14 protein-coding genes are annotated in these 18,290 nt (G+C 46.6%); 10 read left to right on the forward strand and 4 right to left on the reverse strand.

Annotation, left to right across the window (positions count from 1 at the left end):
- Positions 1 to 48 precede the first annotated feature (48 nt).
- Both ITG12_RS26170 and phnW read right to left on the reverse strand, forming a co-directional pair.
- Positions 49 to 1,428 carry an aspartate aminotransferase family protein gene (locus ITG12_RS26170; protein WP_038875220.1) on the reverse strand — a complete coding sequence of 460 codons (1,380 nt, stop codon included), beginning with the start codon at positions 1,426 to 1,428 and terminating at the stop codon, positions 49 to 51.
- Positions 1,429 to 1,454: 26 nt separating this feature from the next.
- On the reverse strand, positions 1,455 to 2,558 hold the full coding sequence (phnW, locus tag ITG12_RS26175) for a 2-aminoethylphosphonate--pyruvate transaminase (RefSeq protein ID WP_248874511.1): 1,104 nt from the start codon (positions 2,556 to 2,558) through the stop codon (positions 1,455 to 1,457).
- A 266-nt stretch (positions 2,559 to 2,824) separates the two neighbouring features.
- Between phnW and ITG12_RS26180 the strand changes: the two genes are divergently transcribed.
- The 5 genes from ITG12_RS26180 (at position 2,825) to ITG12_RS26200 (ending at position 10,356) form a co-directional block, all read left to right on the forward strand.
- Positions 2,825 to 3,835: a putative 2-aminoethylphosphonate ABC transporter substrate-binding protein gene (locus tag ITG12_RS26180; RefSeq protein WP_248874513.1), complete on the forward strand. Its 1,011-nt coding sequence runs from the start codon at positions 2,825 to 2,827 to the stop codon at positions 3,833 to 3,835.
- 1,995 nt (positions 3,836 to 5,830) lie between these two features.
- Positions 5,831 to 6,937 (forward strand): putative 2-aminoethylphosphonate ABC transporter ATP-binding protein, encoded by a 1,107-nt coding sequence (locus tag ITG12_RS26185; RefSeq protein ID WP_038876529.1) that lies wholly within the window; start codon positions 5,831 to 5,833, stop codon positions 6,935 to 6,937.
- Positions 6,938 to 6,945: 8 nt separating this feature from the next.
- Entirely contained in the window at positions 6,946 to 8,670 is a 1,725-nt protein-coding gene (locus ITG12_RS26190) for a putative 2-aminoethylphosphonate ABC transporter permease subunit (protein WP_248874515.1), read from the forward strand.
- Positions 8,671 to 8,679: 9 nt separating this feature from the next.
- The gene (gene phnR, locus ITG12_RS26195) at positions 8,680 to 9,384 is read left to right on the forward strand and encodes a phosphonate utilization transcriptional regulator PhnR (protein ID WP_005442366.1); all 705 of its coding nucleotides are present in this window, start codon (positions 8,680 to 8,682) and stop codon (positions 9,382 to 9,384) included.
- Between the two features lie 66 nt (positions 9,385 to 9,450).
- Positions 9,451 to 10,356, forward strand: a complete 906-nt coding sequence (locus ITG12_RS26200) for an EamA family transporter (protein WP_038876526.1) — start codon at positions 9,451 to 9,453, stop codon at positions 10,354 to 10,356.
- Between the two features lie 67 nt (positions 10,357 to 10,423).
- Here the strand turns inward: ITG12_RS26200 and ITG12_RS26205 are convergent, their stop codons facing one another.
- Both ITG12_RS26205 and ITG12_RS26210 read right to left on the reverse strand, forming a co-directional pair.
- Positions 10,424 to 10,975: an outer membrane beta-barrel protein gene (locus ITG12_RS26205; protein ID WP_038876525.1), complete on the reverse strand. Its 552-nt coding sequence runs from the start codon at positions 10,973 to 10,975 to the stop codon at positions 10,424 to 10,426.
- A gap of 44 nt (positions 10,976 to 11,019) precedes the next feature.
- Positions 11,020 to 11,925: a VirK/YbjX family protein gene (locus ITG12_RS26210; RefSeq protein ID WP_038876521.1), complete on the reverse strand. Its 906-nt coding sequence runs from the start codon at positions 11,923 to 11,925 to the stop codon at positions 11,020 to 11,022.
- A gap of 483 nt (positions 11,926 to 12,408) precedes the next feature.
- Here ITG12_RS26210 and ITG12_RS26215 point away from each other — a divergent pair, with 483 nt between their 5' ends.
- The 5 genes from ITG12_RS26215 (at position 12,409) to ITG12_RS26235 (ending at position 18,227) form a co-directional block, all read left to right on the forward strand.
- Positions 12,409 to 12,768 carry a DUF3316 domain-containing protein gene (locus ITG12_RS26215; RefSeq protein WP_038868241.1) on the forward strand — a complete coding sequence of 120 codons (360 nt, stop codon included), beginning with the start codon at positions 12,409 to 12,411 and terminating at the stop codon, positions 12,766 to 12,768.
- A 257-nt stretch (positions 12,769 to 13,025) separates the two neighbouring features.
- On the forward strand, positions 13,026 to 14,426 hold the full coding sequence (locus ITG12_RS26220; protein ID WP_038868244.1) for an FAD-dependent oxidoreductase: 1,401 nt from the start codon (positions 13,026 to 13,028) through the stop codon (positions 14,424 to 14,426).
- A 113-nt stretch (positions 14,427 to 14,539) separates the two neighbouring features.
- Positions 14,540 to 15,664 carry a M14-type cytosolic carboxypeptidase gene (locus ITG12_RS26225; RefSeq protein WP_009705048.1) on the forward strand — a complete coding sequence of 375 codons (1,125 nt, stop codon included), beginning with the start codon at positions 14,540 to 14,542 and terminating at the stop codon, positions 15,662 to 15,664.
- A 608-nt stretch (positions 15,665 to 16,272) separates the two neighbouring features.
- The gene (locus tag ITG12_RS26230; RefSeq protein WP_038868247.1) at positions 16,273 to 17,238 is read left to right on the forward strand and encodes an outer membrane beta-barrel protein; all 966 of its coding nucleotides are present in this window, start codon (positions 16,273 to 16,275) and stop codon (positions 17,236 to 17,238) included.
- A gap of 119 nt (positions 17,239 to 17,357) precedes the next feature.
- Complete coding sequence (locus tag ITG12_RS26235) at positions 17,358 to 18,227, forward strand: LysR substrate-binding domain-containing protein (protein ID WP_038868249.1); 870 nt, start codon at positions 17,358 to 17,360, stop codon at positions 18,225 to 18,227.
- Positions 18,228 to 18,290 lie beyond the last annotated feature (63 nt).

Here is an 18,290-nt window from a genome sequence, read left to right on the forward strand (position 1 = left end):
TGCCTACACGTTGGAACCGCGCTCTGGGTAAATTGGTTTTTGTTGAGGTTAGAAGTAGTTAAAGTCTTTACACACTTTGGCGATGGCTTCTTCGAAGATCGCCAACGCTTCTGTCAGTTGTTCGCGAGTGATGATCAGCGGTGGGCTGAGTTGAATCACGTTACCTTGCGATACCTTGAAGCTCACGCCATTGTTGAGGCATTGGTACAACACAGCTTCCGCTTCGTCATACGCGCGTGCTTTGCTCTCGTGGTCGGTGACCAGTTCAATGCCCCACAACATGCCGATGCCACGAACATCGCCAATCACAGGGTACTTGGCTTTCATCTCTAGCAGCTTTTCACGCATGAACTGGCTGTCGGCTTTGGCTTTATCTAGTAAGCCGTCTTGCTCAATAGCTTCCATGGTTGCTAGTGCTGCAGCACAACCGATAGGGCTTTTCTCATGAGTGTAATGACCCATGGAGATTTGCTCGGCAGTGTTGTATTTGTCTTTAGTTACCATGGCTGCGATAGGCACTAAGCCTCCGCCCAAGCCTTTACCGATACAGAGCATATCTGGCTCGATGTCGTAGGCTTGGTAGGTAAACCATTCACCGCTGCGACCCATGCCATTCGGGATGTCGTCGATGATCAGCATGACATTGTGTTTGTCGCAGATTTCACGGATGCGTTTCCAGTAGGTTTTGCTCGGCACTTGTACGTCGGTATTACGAACTGCTTCTGCGATAAACGCGCCCACGCCGCCTTCTTTCTCAATCACGTATTCAAGGTAGTCGGCGTAATGCACGTCGCTGCCGTCCGCGACAGGGAAAGCACCACGGTAAGATACGGCTGGTGGAATGCGCTCAACACCTGCCATTAATGGTCCCATGCCTTGACGGAAACACGCTTCGCCGCCCACTGAGATGGCATCCAACGATGCGCCGTGGAAAGAATCCCACAGAGACACCACCTTGTAGTTGCCCGTGATGTGGCGCGCTAGTTTAAGTGCCATGCCCACTGCAGATGTGCCACCCGGTGCAAACAGCACGCGATTCAATTCACCGCCACAGATTTGGGTGAGCTTTTCAGCACATTCAATCGCTGTCTCGTTGGTAAAACGACGTGGTGAAAACGGCAGTTTGGCAATTTGTTCTTGCACGCGTTTAATCACATGCGGATGACCATAGCCCAGCTGATGGACGTTATTGCCATGAAAGTCCATGTACTTTTTGCCGGTGGCATCTTGGACGTAGATGCCTTCTGCTGCTTCCAAGGTATCTAAGCAAGGCGTCGACATGGCTTGATGAAGAAAGACCTCCGAATCACGCTTCAATAATGCTTGCGTGCGTTCGTCGTCCATCGATGCATTCCAAGCTTGGCGCGCTGGTGTTGTGTTGACATCGCCTTCGCTGCGGAAATGGGTCGGTTTGATATTCTGAGTCATAACGCTCTCTCAATCAGAAGGCTGCTTTAAGCAACTTGCCAGTACATTGCTTTTTCAATTGCACCGATTAAGCGCTCGATATCTGCTGGGTAAACTTCGCCAATGTTGCCGATACGGAAGCAATCTGCGTTTGATACTTTACCCGGATAAATCACGAAGCCTTGCTCTTTCAAACGTGTGTAGAACGCTTTGAATTGGTAATCACTGTGCGTCGGAGAGTAGAAAGAAGTGATGATTGGCGAGTGTAGGTCATCACTCAGTAGTGGTTCGAAACCCAAAGAGCGCATACCAGCAACCAGTGTTTTCTGGTTAGTCTGGTAGCGGTCGTGACGGGCTTCGATTCCGCCTTCTTGTTCTAGCTCTAACAATGCTTGGTAGAAAGCTCGAACCGTGTGCGTTGGAGATGTGAAACGCCATTTGCCGTGGTTCACTTTCATGCAGTGCCACTGGTCGTAAAGATCAAGGCTCAAAGAACGTGCCTGACCTTGGCACTTTTCTAGCTCAGTTTGTTTCGCAATCACAAAGCCAAAGCCCGGCACGCCTTGAATACATTTGTTTGCAGAGCTGATCATAAAATCGATGCCTAGCTCAGCAATATCGATAGGAATGCCACCAAAGCTCGACATGGCATCGAGAATCACTACTTTACCGTGTGCTTTTGCCGCAGAAGCAAACGCCTCAATTGGGTTGAGCATGCCAGTGGTTGTCTCGCAATGAACAATCGCCACGTGTGTGATCGCAGGATCCGATGCCAATACAGTTTCCACCTCGTTCAAGTGTGGCTGTGATGTTTCGCCTGGGGAAACTACATGGCATGGAATATTTAGATAATCAGCGATCTGAGCGATACGCGCACCGTAAGCACCGTTGTCGACAACCAACAATTTTCCATCTTTGCCAATGGCACTGCCAATCGTTGCTTCTACTGATGCGGTGCCGCTACCTTGCATTAGTACGCTGGTGTAGCCGTCTTGCTCCGTCGCCAGTTTTACAAGCTTAGTGCGGATCACTTCTACGATGTCTTTGTTGTATTCATCATCCCAAGTACACCAGTCTTTTAGCATGGCTTCACGTACTGTTTCAGAAGTAGATAGAGGACCTGGAGTCAGTAGTAGGTATTCGTTTTTCATCTCGATTTCCATCAGAATAGGCTAATTGGTCTACACCAAATTTCGAGTTCACTCTAGCGAGGAAGAAAAGGGCAGTAAATAGGCGAATATCCAATTTCATAAAACTTTAATATCCAGAAAATGGCGGATCAATTGAACGATTATTCAGCGCAAATTTTCGTAAAACTGCCATTTAATGGTCATGATTTCGTCACAAAGGCTCAGTAGGGTGTATATCGTCAACTGGTACAGACCAAATGAAAACTTAGCCAAATTAACTGGAGAAAATGATGAAAAACCGTTTGATGAAAAGATCGCTGGCTGCACTTGTCTCTCTGCTAGCTACGAATGCAATGGCAGCACAGGAAGTCACGGTTTACACCGCTTTCGAAACTGACATTCTTGCGAAATACAAGTCTGCGTTTGAGAAAGATAACCCAGATATCAAGATTAAGTGGGTTCGCGATTCAACCGGTATCATGACGGCGAAGTTGCTGGCAGAAAAGAACAACCCTCAAGCGGAAGTGGTTTGGGGTCTTGCTGGCTCGTCAATGGCACTGCTTAAAGATGAAGGTCTTCTTAAGCCTTACACACCAAAAGGTTTGGGAGAGCTGCACGCGAACCTAAACGACCCTCAATCAAACCAAGCTTGGTTCGGTAACGATGCATTCTTTAACGCAGTTTGTTTCAACGAAGCGGTAGCGAAACAACTTAACCTACCGAAACCAACGTCTTGGGAAGACCTAACAAAGCCGGTTTACAAAGGTCATATTGCAATGCCTAACCCAGCTTCTTCAGGCACTGGCTACATGCAGGTTTCTGCTTGGCTACAAAACATGGGTGAAGATCAGGCATGGAACTACATGCGTGACCTAGACAAAAACATTGCACACTACACGCACTCGGGTTCTAAGCCATGTGTTCAAGCGGGTATGGGGGAAGTGGCTATCGGTATTTCGATGGCAAGCCGCGGTGCGAAGCTGAAAACACAAGGCGCACCACTGGCGGTTATCACGCCAAAAGGCATCGGCTGGGAATCAGAAGCCGTTGGTCTAGTAAAAGAGTCGGATGCAGCGAAGCGCGTTGTCGATTGGTCAATCTCTAAAGCAGCAAACGAGCTTTACGTAGAAATGTACCCAGTGGTTGCACATAAAGAAGTGAAAGCTAAGGTTTCTAACTTCCCGAACGTTCAAGAGAACATGGCGAAGATGGACTTCGCGCAAATGGGCAGCAAGCGTGCAGAGATTCTAGCAGCATGGTCTGAGAAGTTCGACGCGAAATCAGAGCCAAAGTCTTAATTGAATTTGCTTTGATTTGAATATTGAAATCCACCTCGGTTGAGGTGGATTTTTTGTTTTTAGAAGAGGCGAGAGTCAAAAGCCTTAAAGCAGCAACCCCACCTAACCTCCCCTTGGCTTTAACTTCGGGGGACCACAGCAGTCATGCTGGTAAAGGGGAGGGACTGGTTTTGTAATCGCGGATAATTTAATTCACAATGCAACATCTAATGCGCTTCGAGTAGATTCTAAATACTCGTCTAGGCTCTTTCAGAATGACGCTGGGAAAGCACAGAGCTCACCGCGGCAAAGAACAGCTCTCCCCCTTGATAACCGCATTCAAATGCTTGGCAAATCATGTCAAGAAAAGGGGGAGTTGGAGGGGGTTGTAGGCACCGAACCTAGCATTAAACCACCAACCCCACCTAACCTCCCCTTGGCTTTAAGTTCTGGGGACTACAACAGTCATGCTGGTAAAGGGGAGGGACTGGTTCTGCATTTGTGGATTATTTTATTCACGTTGCAACATCACTACGCGCTTCAAGTAGATTATGAATACTCGCCTAGGCTCCTTCAGAATGACGTCGGAAAAGCGCTGAGCTTACCGTAGTAAAGAACAGCTCTCCCCCTTGATAACCACATTCAAATGCTTGGCAAACCATGTCGAGAGAAGGGGGAGTTGGAGGGGGTTGGAAGCACATAACTCAACGTTAAACCACCAACCCCACCTAACCTCCCCTTGGCTTCAACTTCGGGAAACTATAATAGTCGTGCTGGTAAAGGGGAGGGACTGGTTCTGCATTGGTGGATAATTTAATTCACAATGCAACATCCAACGCGCTTCAAGTAGATTCTGAATACTCGCCTAGGCTCCTTCAGAATGACGTTGGGAAAGCACGGAGCTCACCGCAGCAAAGAACAGCTCTCCCCCTTGATAACCAAATTCAAATGCTTGGCAAATCATGCCGAGAAAAGGGGGAGTTGGAGGGGGTTGCAAGCACCTAACTCAACGTAAAACAACCCCCACCTAACCTCCCCTTGGCTTCAACTTCGGGAGACTACAATAGTCATGCTGGTAAAGGGGAGTGATTGGTTCTGCATTCGCGGATAATTTAATTCACAATGCAACATCCAACGGGCTTCAAGTAGATTCTGAATACTCGCCCAGGCTCTTTCAGAATGACGTTGGGAAAGCACGGAGCTCACCGCAGCAAAGAACAGCTCTCCCCCTTGATAACCGCATTCAAATGCTTGGCAAATCATGTCAAGAAAAGGGGGAGTTGGAGGGGGTTGTAGGCACCGAACCTAGCATTAAACCACCAACCCCACCTAACCTCCCCTTGGCTTCAACTTCGGGAGACTACAATTGTCATGCTGGTAAAGGGGAGGGACTGGTTCTGCATTTGTGGATTATTTTATTCACGTTGCAACATCACTACGCGCTTCAAGTAGATTATGAACACTCGTCTAGGCTCCTTCAGAATGACGTCGGGAAAGCACTGAGCTTACCGCAGCAAAGAAAACCCTCCCCCTTGATAACCACATTCAAATGCTTAGCAAACCATGCCGATAAAAGGGGGGAGTTGGAGGGGGTTGCAAGCTTCTAACTCAACGTTAAACAACCAACCCCACCTAACCTCCCCTTGGCTTCAACTTCGGGAAACTATAATAGTCGTGCTGGTAAAGGGGAGGGACTGGTTCTGCATTGGTGGATAATTTAATTCACAATGCAACATCCAACGCGCTTCAAGTAGATTCTGAATACTGGCCTAGGCTCCTTCAGAATGACGTCGGGAAAGCACGGATCTCACCGCAGCAAAGAACAGCCTCCCCCTTGATAACCACATTCAAATGCTTGGCAAACCATGTCAAGAAAAGGGGGAGTTGGAGGGGGTTGCAAGCGTAGAAACAAACCTCATCGCCCTTCATCTATTTGTCATCTTCTGGCTATAAATTTGTCATTGGAACGTAACACTCCAAAACTAAAGTTGGTATATACCATTTGGAGCGTGTGTTATGTCAACTAACCAACATTACCTAAATATCGAAAATGTAGTGAAGCAATTCGGACAGTTCACTGCATTAAAGAAAATCTCGCTAGCGATTGAGAAGGGCGAGTTTGTTTGTTTTCTTGGTCCTTCTGGCTGCGGTAAAACCACTCTGTTACGTGCCATTGCAGGTTTAGACTTGCCAACGTCTGGTGCGATTTTTCAAAACGGTCAAGAGACCACATTCTTACCACCAGAGAAGCGCGATTTCGGTATCGTATTCCAATCTTACGCGCTGTTTCCAAACCTAACTGTGCAAGAGAACATTGCGGTGGGTTTGAAGAACCAAGGTATGTCGACCAAAGAAGTGCTAGAGAAGGTGGACTACTGGTTAGAAACCATTGGTCTTCCAACCTCTGGTGAGAAATTCCCCAACCAACTTTCTGGTGGTCAACAACAACGTGTTGCTTTGGCTCGTGCATTGGCGCTATCTCCGGGTCTACTGCTACTTGATGAGCCATTATCAGCGCTGGATGCAAAAGTACGTGTTCACTTACGTGATGAGATTTGTAAGCTGCAACGCAAGCTTGGCATTACCACCATCATGGTTACGCACGATCAGGATGAAGCGTTGTCGATGGCGGATCGTATCGTGGTAATGAACCATGGTGTGATTGAGCAAGTCGGCACACCTCAAGAGATCTACCAACAACCAGCTACGCGCTTTGTCGCTGAGTTTGTCGGCAGCATGAACTTTATTGAAACCTCAGTAGCGACGGACTCCCAAGTGCGCATTGCAGAAACCTTGATGCCAGCGCCAAGCTTGACCAATCGTAAGATCCAACGTGGTGATCGCTTCGACCTTGCGGTGCGTCCTGAAAGTATCAAGTTCGTTGAAAACTACACCAACTCTTTACCAGTGCGAGTTACGGCTACCGAGTTTCTGGGGGCGTTTTTCCGCATTGATTGCGTATTGCAAAACGACAGCGCAACGAAAACCATCGTCGTGGATGTGCCTGTGGAAACGGTTCAAAAACTCAATATCAAAGCGGGCGATGTACGTTACATCCAGTTTGCTGAAGAAGGGCTGCATGGTTACGCCGTGCCCTCGGTTGATAAAGCACTAGCAGCGTAGGTGTAAACATGGATGCGAAGACAATGACGATGAATAGCCTAACTACGCAAGACAAAGCAAAATCCCTACTCGGACGTGTTAGCCGCGACAACCTTGTGTTGTTCGGTTTGCTCGCTGGTTTGTCGACTATGATGGTGCTGTTCATCTTAATGCCGCTTTGGGCAATGTTGACCAAGAGTGTGCAAAATGCCAATGGCGAATTTGTCGGATTGGCAAACTTTGCGACGTACTTTTCCTCTTCCAGCTTGTGGGTGTCGGTGGGAAACACCTTCACTTTGGGCGTGATTGTGACCTCGGTAGTGGGTGTGCTTGCGTTCGGTTATGCCTACGCGCTGACTCGTTCATGCATGCCGTTTAAAGGTTTGTTTCAAATCCTAGGTACTGCGCCAATCCTCGCGCCTTCGTTACTGCCAGCGATCAGTTTGATCTTCCTTTTCGGTAATCAAGGCATTGCCAAAGAGATGCTGTTAGGAAACTCGATTTACGGCGTGATTGGTATCTCGATGGGTTTGATCTTCTGGACCTTTCCTCATGCATTGATGATCTTAACCACTTCGCTGCGAACTTCAGATGCCCGCTTGTATGAAGCAGCCCGCGCACTGAAAACTTCACCCATCAAAACCTTCTTTATGGTGACGTTACCTGCGGCGAAATACGGTTTGATCAGTACGCTTATTGTCGTCTTTACGCTGGTTATCACGGACTTTGGTGTGCCGAAAGTGATTGGTGGAAGCTATAACGTTCTGGCGACTGACATCTTCAAGCAAGTTGTGGGACAGCAAAACTTTGCCATGGGTGCGGTTACCAGCATTATGCTTCTATTCCCTGCGGTAATGGCATTCGGCGCAGACCGCTGGGTACAGAAAAAGCAGAAGAGCTTATTCGACACACGTTCGGTGCCATATCAGCCAGAACCCAACAAAGCGCGCGACAGCATTTGTTTGGTTTACTGCAGTATCATTTCTATCGCAGTGTTGGCTGTGCTTGGCATGGCAGTGTATGGCTCGTTAGTTACGTTCTGGCCTTGGAACAAAGCGCTGACGCTAAATAACTACAACTTTGCCGAAATGAGCACTTACGGTTGGAGCCCATTCTTCAACTCGCTAACGCTGGCAGGTTGGACAGCGGTTATTGGTACAGCCATCATCTTTGTCGGTGCTTACTGCATTGAGAAAGGACGTGCGTTTGGTCCAATTCGTCAAGTGATGCAAATGCTTAGCGTGGTGCCAATGGCGGTTCCTGGTATGGTGCTTGGCTTGGGTTACATCTTTTACTTCAATGATGCGAACAATCCTTTGAACATGCTTTATGGCACCATGGCATTCTTGGTAATTAACACGGTAGTCCATTACTACACAGTAGGTCACATGACTGCCCTGACAGCGCTAAAGCAGTTGCCATCGGAGATTGAAGCCACAGCGGCATCGGTGAAGCTTCCTCAATACAAGTTGTTCTTTAAAGTGACATTACCTGTGTGTTTACCTGCGATTTTGGACATTGCGACTTACTTGTTTGTTAATGCATTGACCACCACTTCTGCGGTAGTATTCCTTTACTCAACCGATACGATTCCGGCTTCGGTCTCGATTCTGAATATGGACGATGCAGGTCAAACTGGCGCTGCAGCGGCAATGGCCGTGATGATTATGATGGCTGCCGCAATTGCGAAGATTGTTCAGATGACTTTGGGTAAATTGTTAGAGAATCGCACACAAGCTTGGCGCAAAAGATAAGGACACTTCGTGCAATACGTAAAAATTAAAGATTCGATTGTTGAACAGATTGAAGCGGGCATGCTATCGCCGCGTCAAAAACTGCCAGCAGAGCGTAAGTTGGCGGAGTCGTTCGATACTACACGCGTTACTTTGCGTGAAGCTTTATCACTGCTAGAAGCAGAAGGTCGAATCTATCGCGAAGATCGCCGAGGTTGGTTTATCTCACCTGAGCCATTGCGTTACGACCCTACCCAAACGCTAAACTTCCCGAACATGGCGAAAGCGCAAAATCGCGTGCCAAAAACGGAGTTGGTCGCAGCAAAAGGGACGTTGGCAAACAAACAAGCCGCGCGCTTGCTGGACTTGCAACCTTTCTCGGACGTGTATCGAGTCGACCGTGTGCGATACCTTGAAGACAGACCTGTGGTATTCGTAACAAACTACATTCGCCCAGAGCTGTTTCCGAACCTGTTGGATTACGATTTATCAAATTCACTGACGGACATTTACCGCGATCATTATGGCGTGACGTATCAAAAGATTCGCTACCGCATTTCAACCAGTACTTTGTTGGGGGAAATGGCTCAGGCACTGCGCGCGACAGCCGGCACACCAGCGATGGTAGTGGAGCGCATCAACTACAACCAACACGGTGAGTTAATTGATTGCGATATCGAGTATTGGCGACACGATGCCATCAGCATTGAATCTCTTGCGGAACTCAATCGTTAAGTGGATTTTCTCATTATCTAAGGCTCCATCTCGGGGCCTTTATTTTATTCAGACAGGAACATTGAAATGGATTTGTTGGCGATTGGTCTCGTCGTTTTTTCTGCTGTTCTCCATGCGGGTTGGAATATCCTTGGTAAAAGCAATTCTGGCTCTGGGCTCGCGTTTACCATGGCGGCCAGCTTTTCTGCATGTTTCATTCTTACCCCTTATTTGATTTGGTATTTGGTAACTATTGGCTGGGCATCATTACCGAGTGAATTTTGGGGATTGCTGTTCATTAGCGGCATTTCACAAATGGTTTATCTGGTCGGTTTGATTGTCGCTTATAAGCACGCAGATGTGGGTGTGGTTTATCCGATTGCTCGGGCGCTGCCTGTGATGATGGTCGGTGCAATCAGTGTGGCAATGGGGCATGAGTTATCCAGTCAGCAGTGGCTTGGATTCCTGCTGATAACCCTTGGTTGTATGTTGGTACCACTGACGAATTTTCGTCAAATGACATTGGGTTCTTATTTAAATGTCGGTGTGTTCTGGGCATTAATTGCCGCAATAGGCACAACGGGTTACTCGGTGGTCGACAAAGAAGCGCTGAGTTTACTCACAGGACAAGCGTCAGAAATCTTGAATGATCAGTACAGTGCGATCTTCTACTTGGGTGTGCAGTTTTGGGCAATTGGTATTCCAGCCCTTGTATGGTGCTTAGCTACGGGCAAGCCAGATGAGATTAAGACAGCGTGGCAGATCCGCAAAACAGCCAGCATGGCAGGGGTAATGATGGCATCCACCTACGGCTTGGTGTTGTTTGCGATGACTATGACGGATAACGTGAGTTTGGTGGTGGCACTAAGGCAAATCAGTATCGTGTTTGGCTTGTTTATGGGAATTTGGTTTCTGTCTGAGAAATGGTATCTCACCCGAGGACTTGGCGTTACTTCTATCGTGGCGGGGATCATTCTTGCGTTGACGAACTGACTCATATTGATGAAAGAAAAAGGCAGCGACTCAGGCCATCGCTGCCTTTTTGTTTATTTGGATGGTGTTAGAAGCGAACTTGAGCGCCAAACATCACGCCGCCAGAATCAAAATCGCGGTTTTTGGAATACACGTATTCCGCATTTAAACCAAGGTGTTTGTAACTCCAGCCAATACCAGCCGCGGCTTCTCCGCCGATGCTCGACTCTTCGATATTTCGACTCTGCCCGTTTACTTTATAGGTGTACTCCAGTGTGTAGGCGGTGACGCCAGCTTTGCCGTACAACTCAAACCCTGCCCCAAGTGGATAGCTCGCATAGCCACTTAGCCTAGGCCCAGAAAAGCTGGTATCCGTGACCTCAGAAATTGGGCTGACAAGTATCGAGCCGATACCGTCAAAAGCGCCTTTAAAGCCCGCTTCGATACCAATGTTTTGCGTTAGCATGTATCGGTAGTAAACCTCACCGAGGAACATATCGCCGGACTCTTCGCTTGTTGGAGCATCGTAATTGACAACGCCGTAACCTAAATTTGTACCAACAATGTGTTTATTGGTTGTTGCGTGCACTGACAAAGAAAGAGTCGACAACACCAAAGCCGTCACGAGTGAATAACGCATGTGACTTTCTCCTTAGTTCTTTGGCTTTTTAGCCTTTTAGCCTTTTAGCTTTTTAGTACTTGTTCGAATGTGGCTTTGGTGTTGTCTAGCCATTCATAACGACGACGATACATCGAGCGTTTTGAGCGAGACATATCTTCGATATCACGTCTTGGGGCATTCACCGCAAGGGAGTAGAAGTTCCGGTCGAACTCTATCCCGCCCAACTCTTGCCAGAGTGCGTCATAGTCGGTTTTGATTCGTCCTTTGCTGTAGCGTCGCGCGGCGTAAGTGTGGGAGTCGGTTTTGACCGCCAAAATTGTTTCTACACCCCAGATTTGCGCCAGAATAGTCAGTAAACTCACCATCAGGCTTTTTGGACGTTGACCGTAAAGTTTACGTGTTAGCTTTTTGATTTTTGCGCTGCTGGTTTCATTACTGCGTGGACCTTGTAAGCCGCCAATCATGATGCAACGAGCGCCATTCTCGTGCCCGAGCGTAAAAGAGATAGTGTAAAAGTTTCCGTCTTCTTCGCTATGTAATACCAAGCTCATCTCACCTTCTTTTTGGTAGCGAGCTTCATAAACAAGTCGAACCGTATAGAGGATCTCATCAATCTCAAATGTCATCAGAGTTTGGCCTTTAGCATCGGTATAGATTTGTTCAATCAGCTCTGAAGAGAGCAGCTTCGACACTGTATTGTAGTGATCAACCACAAGTTCAGAGCGATCGATTGCTGGGCTATTTTTGATGATGTAAGGACGAAACGGCTTTTCTAAGAAACGATGCGTACGAGAACAAAGCATCTCTAGAAGTGACGCCTCAATATTGTCCGCCAGATAGTTGAATGACTTGCGATAGAACAGTGCACGCGCGATAAACTTAGCGCGGTATGTCCAAATAGGGTGATAGATCTCAGCGTACTCGTCTGAGTAAATGGTTTTGCTGTGATGAAGGATAGATTTATTCATGTCATTTCACTCCAGACTGGCTTTTCGGCGAGCCTAAGTTCGTTATCTGTGCAGTGCCTTGTTGGTCATGGTCGAAAAACACCAAAAGATAAAGAGGACGCCGAGGCATCAAAAGGTGGTGTTCTGGTGTCAGACGCAGTGCCATTACGATCGTTTTGAACGGTGTTCGTTTGTGCAGGATTCTAAGAGAAAAGGGGCAAGAGGTATTGTATGGCTTGGTAAGGGAGTGTCATGGCTGAGTGGCAAAGTAGCCATAAAGGTTTCTTTATAAGACAATAAAAGCTATTTAGTGACTGCTTTTTAAGATATTTTTATTATGAATAATAAATGGCAGTTTTATGCCTTACGTTTAATTAAAAATAACTTGAAAAATAATTGAATGTTTTTTGAAATTAATTTGACGAGCTAAAGGTCTCTATACGTAACCTACATTCATCGAGTATTTGGAACTCGATATTTTAAAAGGTAAGTAAGGAGCATATTATGAAACGTTTAATCTCTCTAGTCAGTCTTATCGTATTAACTGCCACTCCTGTCGCGGCATTCGCTGGTGGTTACCAATGGACGAATAACAGCAAAACGATCCAAGGTAATGTTGTGGATAGTAAGCAAGCTGCCTACGACATGGGCTTTGAAATGATTAAAAACTACCAAAGCAAGTCTTCTAAAGAGCTACGAGATGAGTTTAAGAGTGCATTTGATATGGTAGACCGTCAGTCGTTTTCCATTACTAATGCAAAAGTTACCGTTGATGAGTTTCTTCAAGATAACGGTCAGATTGCCTATCAACCAATATTGAATGTGAAATATGAATACCGCATGCGTGAGCCAGGTAATCGTTAATACATCTACTCGCTAGCAAAATATTTTGTTTTCAATATTATCGTTGCCATATATTTATTCTTATTGAATTTGGGGAGTTTTGCTCCCCTTTTTTATTATTTAAATATACATAATTATGGTGAATGAAATAAATGACTAATTTAGGTTTAATATTTTCTAACGCTCAGCGTCAGTTTTTCTAGCTCGTTGATGATTTGGATCGTTTGTAAAGTGGCAACAAAGCAACATTGTATGCGCACACTTACAAAGGATACGTAATGACTCACCCTTCATATTGGTTTAAGCAAGCGCTTGAAGCCGAGCAACCAGAAACCGCCAAACCACTTCAACAAAATATCCAAGCTGATGTCGCCATTGTTGGTGGTGGATACACTGGGCTCTGGACGGCAATCATGATCAAGCAACAATCGCCGGAGAAACACATAATAGTGGTTGAAAAAGGCTTGTGCGGTAGCGGTGCTTCCGGGGCTAATGGCGGTTGCATGCTGACATGGTCGACTAAGTTCCCTACATTAAAGCGTTTATTTGGTGAAGAACACGCAGCGTGGTTGGTGAAGGAATCGGAGCAAGCGGTATTGGAGATTGACGAATTCTGTCAGCAGTACAATATCGATGCGCAATTGTCGTTAAAAGGCGTCTACTACACGGCGACCAATCAGTCTCAGACGGGGGGAATGCAGCCAGTGGTAGACGAGTTAAAGCGTCTAGATGTGAACAGCTGGCGCCGCTGTCAATCTGAGGAATTGCGTGCCAATGCAGGATCGCCGCGCAATATAGAAGGCTTTCACTCTCCGGTTGCAGCCAGTGTTCAGCCTGCTTTGTTGGCGAGAGGATTAAGACGCGTCGCAATGGAGTTGGGTGTTGAGATCTATGAGAACACGCCGATGACGCGTTTAGATTATGGAAAACCTGCTACTGTTTCTACACCTAAAGGGAATATTCAAGCGCAGCAGGTGGTGTTGGCATTAAACGCTTGGATGGTGGAGCAGTTTAAGCAATTCAAAAGCAGTATCGTGGTGGTTTCTTCCGACATGGTGATCACCAAACCGCTTGGTGACGCGCTGACTCAATCTGGTTGGCAGTCAGGTTCTAGCGTGTTGGATTCACGTATCTTCGTCCACTATTACCGAGATACGCCAGATGGCCGTTTGATGTTGGGGAAAGGCGGCAATCAGTTCTCTTTCAACAACCAAGTCAACGCGATGTTCAACAAGCCAACGCGCTATCAAGATCTACTGCGTAAGTCGTTCGATAAGTTGTTCCCGCGTTTGAAAGGGGCTGAGTTCGCTTATTCATGGACAGGCGGTTCAGATCGCTCCGCAACTGGTTTTCCATTCTTCGGTGAGTTAGATAACCAAAGCAATATCTTTTATGGCTTTGGTTATTCGGGTAATGGGGTAGCGCAGACTCGAATGGGCGGAAAGATCTTATCTTCGTTGGTATTCGGAATCGAGAATGAATGGACGAAAAGCGGTTTAGCCAAAGGGCCGTTGGGGCATTTCCCGCCAGAGCCATTCCGATGGACAGGAGCAATGATGGTACGCAACGCGGTACGTCGAAAAGAGGAAGCAGAAGATAACGAGCAGACGCCATTCATCTGGGATAAGTGGCTAGCAAAACTCGCAGGACCAGCAGGCAAAGCGGATAAGCTCGACTAAACTGAATATTTTGATCGCAAACGGATAGGGAAGAAGTGAAAGTGTTAGAGGCACCTCTTCCCTTTGTGTTAGCCTCAGTCTTTCAAGCTCAGATGCAAAAGGTGAGTAATAAAATGAAAGTATTCAGCAACTTTGACAGCGGCAGCATTCACGTAGTGAAAGCGGACGACAAAAACGACATCCAACTCAAAATTCCTAACGACAACATGTCGGAATTCTACCAGTGGTTCCACTTCCGTCTAGAGACAGAAGCCGAGCAATCACACACCATCAAACTTCTTGATCTTGCGAAATCGGCTTACCCTGAAGGTTGGCAAGGTTACGACGTGGTTGCGTCTTACGATCGTGAAGAGTGGTTCCGAGTACCGGCAGAGTTCGATGGCGACACGCTGACTTTCACTGTTATCCCTGAGCGCAGCTCAATTTACTTTGCGTACTTTGCACCTTACACGTACGACCGTCACCTAGACCTGTTACACATGGCACAAAGCGCGCACCACTGCCAACTAGAGACGCTTGGCCATACGCTAGATGGCAATGACATGAGCTTGCTTACTTTCGGTGAACCAGAAGAAGGCAAAAAGAAAATCTGGATGATTGCACGTCAGCACCCAGGTGAGACGATGGCGGAATGGTTCATGGAAGGCATGATCCAACGTCTGCTTGATGAGAACGACACGGTTGCACGTGCATTGCTTGAAAAAGCAGTACTTTACGTTGTACCAAACATGAACCCAGACGGCGGTGTGCGTGGTCACCTACGTACTAACGCGGTTGGCGTAAACCTAAACCGTGAGTGGCAAACGCCATCAATGGAAAAGAGTCCTGAAGTCTTCTTGGTTCGTGAGCGCATGCTAGAAACTGGCGTGGATATGTTCCTAGATATTCATGGTGATGAAGCTATCCCGTACAACTTCGTGGCGGGCTCTGAAGGTATTCCTTCTTATGACGAAGGCATGGCTGAGTTGGAAAACGCGTTTAAACAAGCACTTCTGACGATTACACCAGAGTTCCAAGACGAGATCGGTTACGATAAAGATGAACCGGGTAAAGCGAACCTAACCGTTGGCTCTAACTGGGTGGCAGAGCAATTCAAGTGTTTGTCTTACACCATTGAAATGCCATTCAAAGACAATAACAACCATCCAGACCCACTTTACGGCTGGTCTCCGGAACGTAGTGTGCTGTTTGGCCAAGATGTATTGGCGGCAACGTTGGCGGTTTCCGACAAGATTTAAAGCAATTAGTTCACAGCCTGCTTTTTGTAGGCTGTGTTTTTTGTGCGTTTTTTCCTACCTCAATGTCTGGTGACTGTAAATTTTTTCGCCAATAAAAACAAAAAACCTTCAGTTTCTGGTGCTTATGTGGCTATCGATAAAAAAAACTAATCGTCACGATAAGAAATCTAATTTATGAAAGCGAAGGTTGTTCTGTTAAAGTCTGTTTTGAGATTTATGTCACAAAAGTTATCTCATCTCAATCATTTAGCAATCTTATGCTTTAGCGCCCTTTGTAGGCACAGTAGCTAAAAATAAAATATAGCTGCTATGTACTATTGCGCCTAGCTTAGGATAATTCGCATTTTGGTGTTCTGTTTTTGGAACGATTTGTCCGTTTTGTTTGTGCTCTGAATCATTCGGAATGCGCCAAACAATCGGAGTTTCGGATCTGAGCTCTGAGAAAAATGCTTGAAGATAAGTGCTCATTCCAGATGTCTGATGACGTTTTGATTGAGACCAATGGCATAGTTTTTAATCACTCGAAACAGTGTAGGTTCTGACTTGCGTGATGGCAGCTGTATAGTTGTGGATAGTAGTCGGGTCGCCTTCGCATTAAAGGTAAAATAATGAAAAAAATCGCTCTTGCAGTGGCTACCATTCTAGCTGGTGGCGTAATGTCGAATGTTGCTCTTGCTGATACTTACGTTGGCGGTAAACTAGGTTACAACGCACTAAACGACGCTTGTCACCTTGACGCTCCATGTGATGACGATAGCTTCGCAGCTGGCATGCACATCGGTTACAACTTCAACGAATACGTTGCTGCTGAATACGGCGTTGATTACCTAGGTAACTTCACAGCTAACTTCAACAAAGCTGGTCTAAACACAGTAGATGGCGACCTATGGGCAATCACTCTTGCTCCTAAGTTCAACCTACCACTAACAGATTCTTGGAACCTATTTGCTAAAGTAGGTGCTGCATACATGATGGCTGGTGACGAGAAAGATTTCGTACCAACTGGCTCTCTAGGTGCTGAATACCAAATCAACTACAACTGGAGCCTACGTGCTGAGTACCAACGTTACCAAGATATGTCTGACGACATCATCAACGATATGGACGCAGACTTCTTCGGTATTGGCTTCAACTACAAGTTCGGTTCTGAGCCAGTAGTTCAAGAAGAAGTAGTTGAAACTCGTCCAGCGACTCGCATCGTTGAAAACGAGTACCCAGCTCAAACTACAACTCTACAGTTCGGCCTAGAAAGTGCAGAAGTACAAGATGCATCTTCTCTAAACGGCACTGTTGAGCTAATGAACACTTACCCACAAGCTCAAGTTGAAATCACTGGTTACAGTGACACAACAGGTTCTGAAGCTTACAACCAAGAGCTAACTGAGAAGCGTGCACAAGCAGTTGCTGACCAGTTCCAAGCTGAAGGTATCGCAGCAGACCGTATGACTGTTAAAGGTATGGGTGAAGCGAACCCAGTAGAAAGCAATGAAACTCGTCAAGGTCGTGAAGCGAACCGTCGTGTAGAAGTTGTTGTTCCTGCGTTCCAATACCAAACTGAAGAAGCTGCTCAATAATTCTTTATTGAATTAGCTACTTTGAAAGCCAGCGTCTAACGCTGGCTTTTTTGTATCCTTTCATTTATCTGTCATAGCCCCGTCATAGTATTTTCTTACTTGTTCGCGTGGAGCCTGACATGCAAAACTTACCACCTTTAAATTCCCTTAAAGCGTTCGAAGCCACAGCACGCTTGCAAAGCTTTACCAAAGCGGCAGAAGAACTCAATGTCACACGTGCTGCCGTCAGTCAGCAAGTGAAATCCTTGGAAGTTTATCTCGATGCGACCTTGTTTGAGCGCAATGGAGCTAAGCTACTTTTGACACAAGCCGCACACGATTATTTGCCTGTCGTTAGTCATGTATTTCAAAGTCTTTCTGTGGCGACTCTGCACTTGTTCTCACGTCAAAGGCACACTCAATTAACCTTACATGTTGCACACAGTTTTTGTGTCCAGTGGTTGATACCTCGCCTAGCCGATTTTCATCGTCAGTACCCTGACATTCGGTTTAAGATTTCGACGACGGCCAATGCTGTACCGAGTAGCAGCGATATTGCTGATGTCGAAATTATCAACGGGTATGGGAACTGGCAGTCAAAACAAGCTGTAAAGTTGACGGATGAAAACTGGATTGTGGTAGCCAGTCCTGGCTTCTTACATCTCAACCCAATGTCGAATTTGTCTGAATTGGCACATACTGCCAAGCTGGCGACGGGTGGGTATCAGGAAACATGGCAATCTTGGTTTGCTTATCATGGTTATCAAGGGAGACTGGCTCCAATGGTCGCAGAATTCGAGCACTCTTTATTATCGATTGAAGCGGCGGTGAATCAGTTAGGGGTATTATTGGTGAGAGACTTCTTGGTTGACGAACATCTGCGACAAGGAAGCTTGGTTCGCATAGGGGAGTGGTCCATGCCGAGCCGTGGTGCGCATTATATGATGGTCAAACACGGAGAAAAACCACATGTTGATGCGTTTACCAAATGGTTATTGAACAGTTTATGATATGGGTTAACTCATTGACCTAAGCCGCTCGAGGTTACTTGGGTATAATGGTATAAAGCGAAT

The sequence above is a fragment of the Vibrio sp. ED002 genome (assembly GCF_023277445.1).
Lineage (GTDB): Bacteria > Pseudomonadota > Gammaproteobacteria > Enterobacterales > Vibrionaceae > Vibrio > Vibrio jasicida.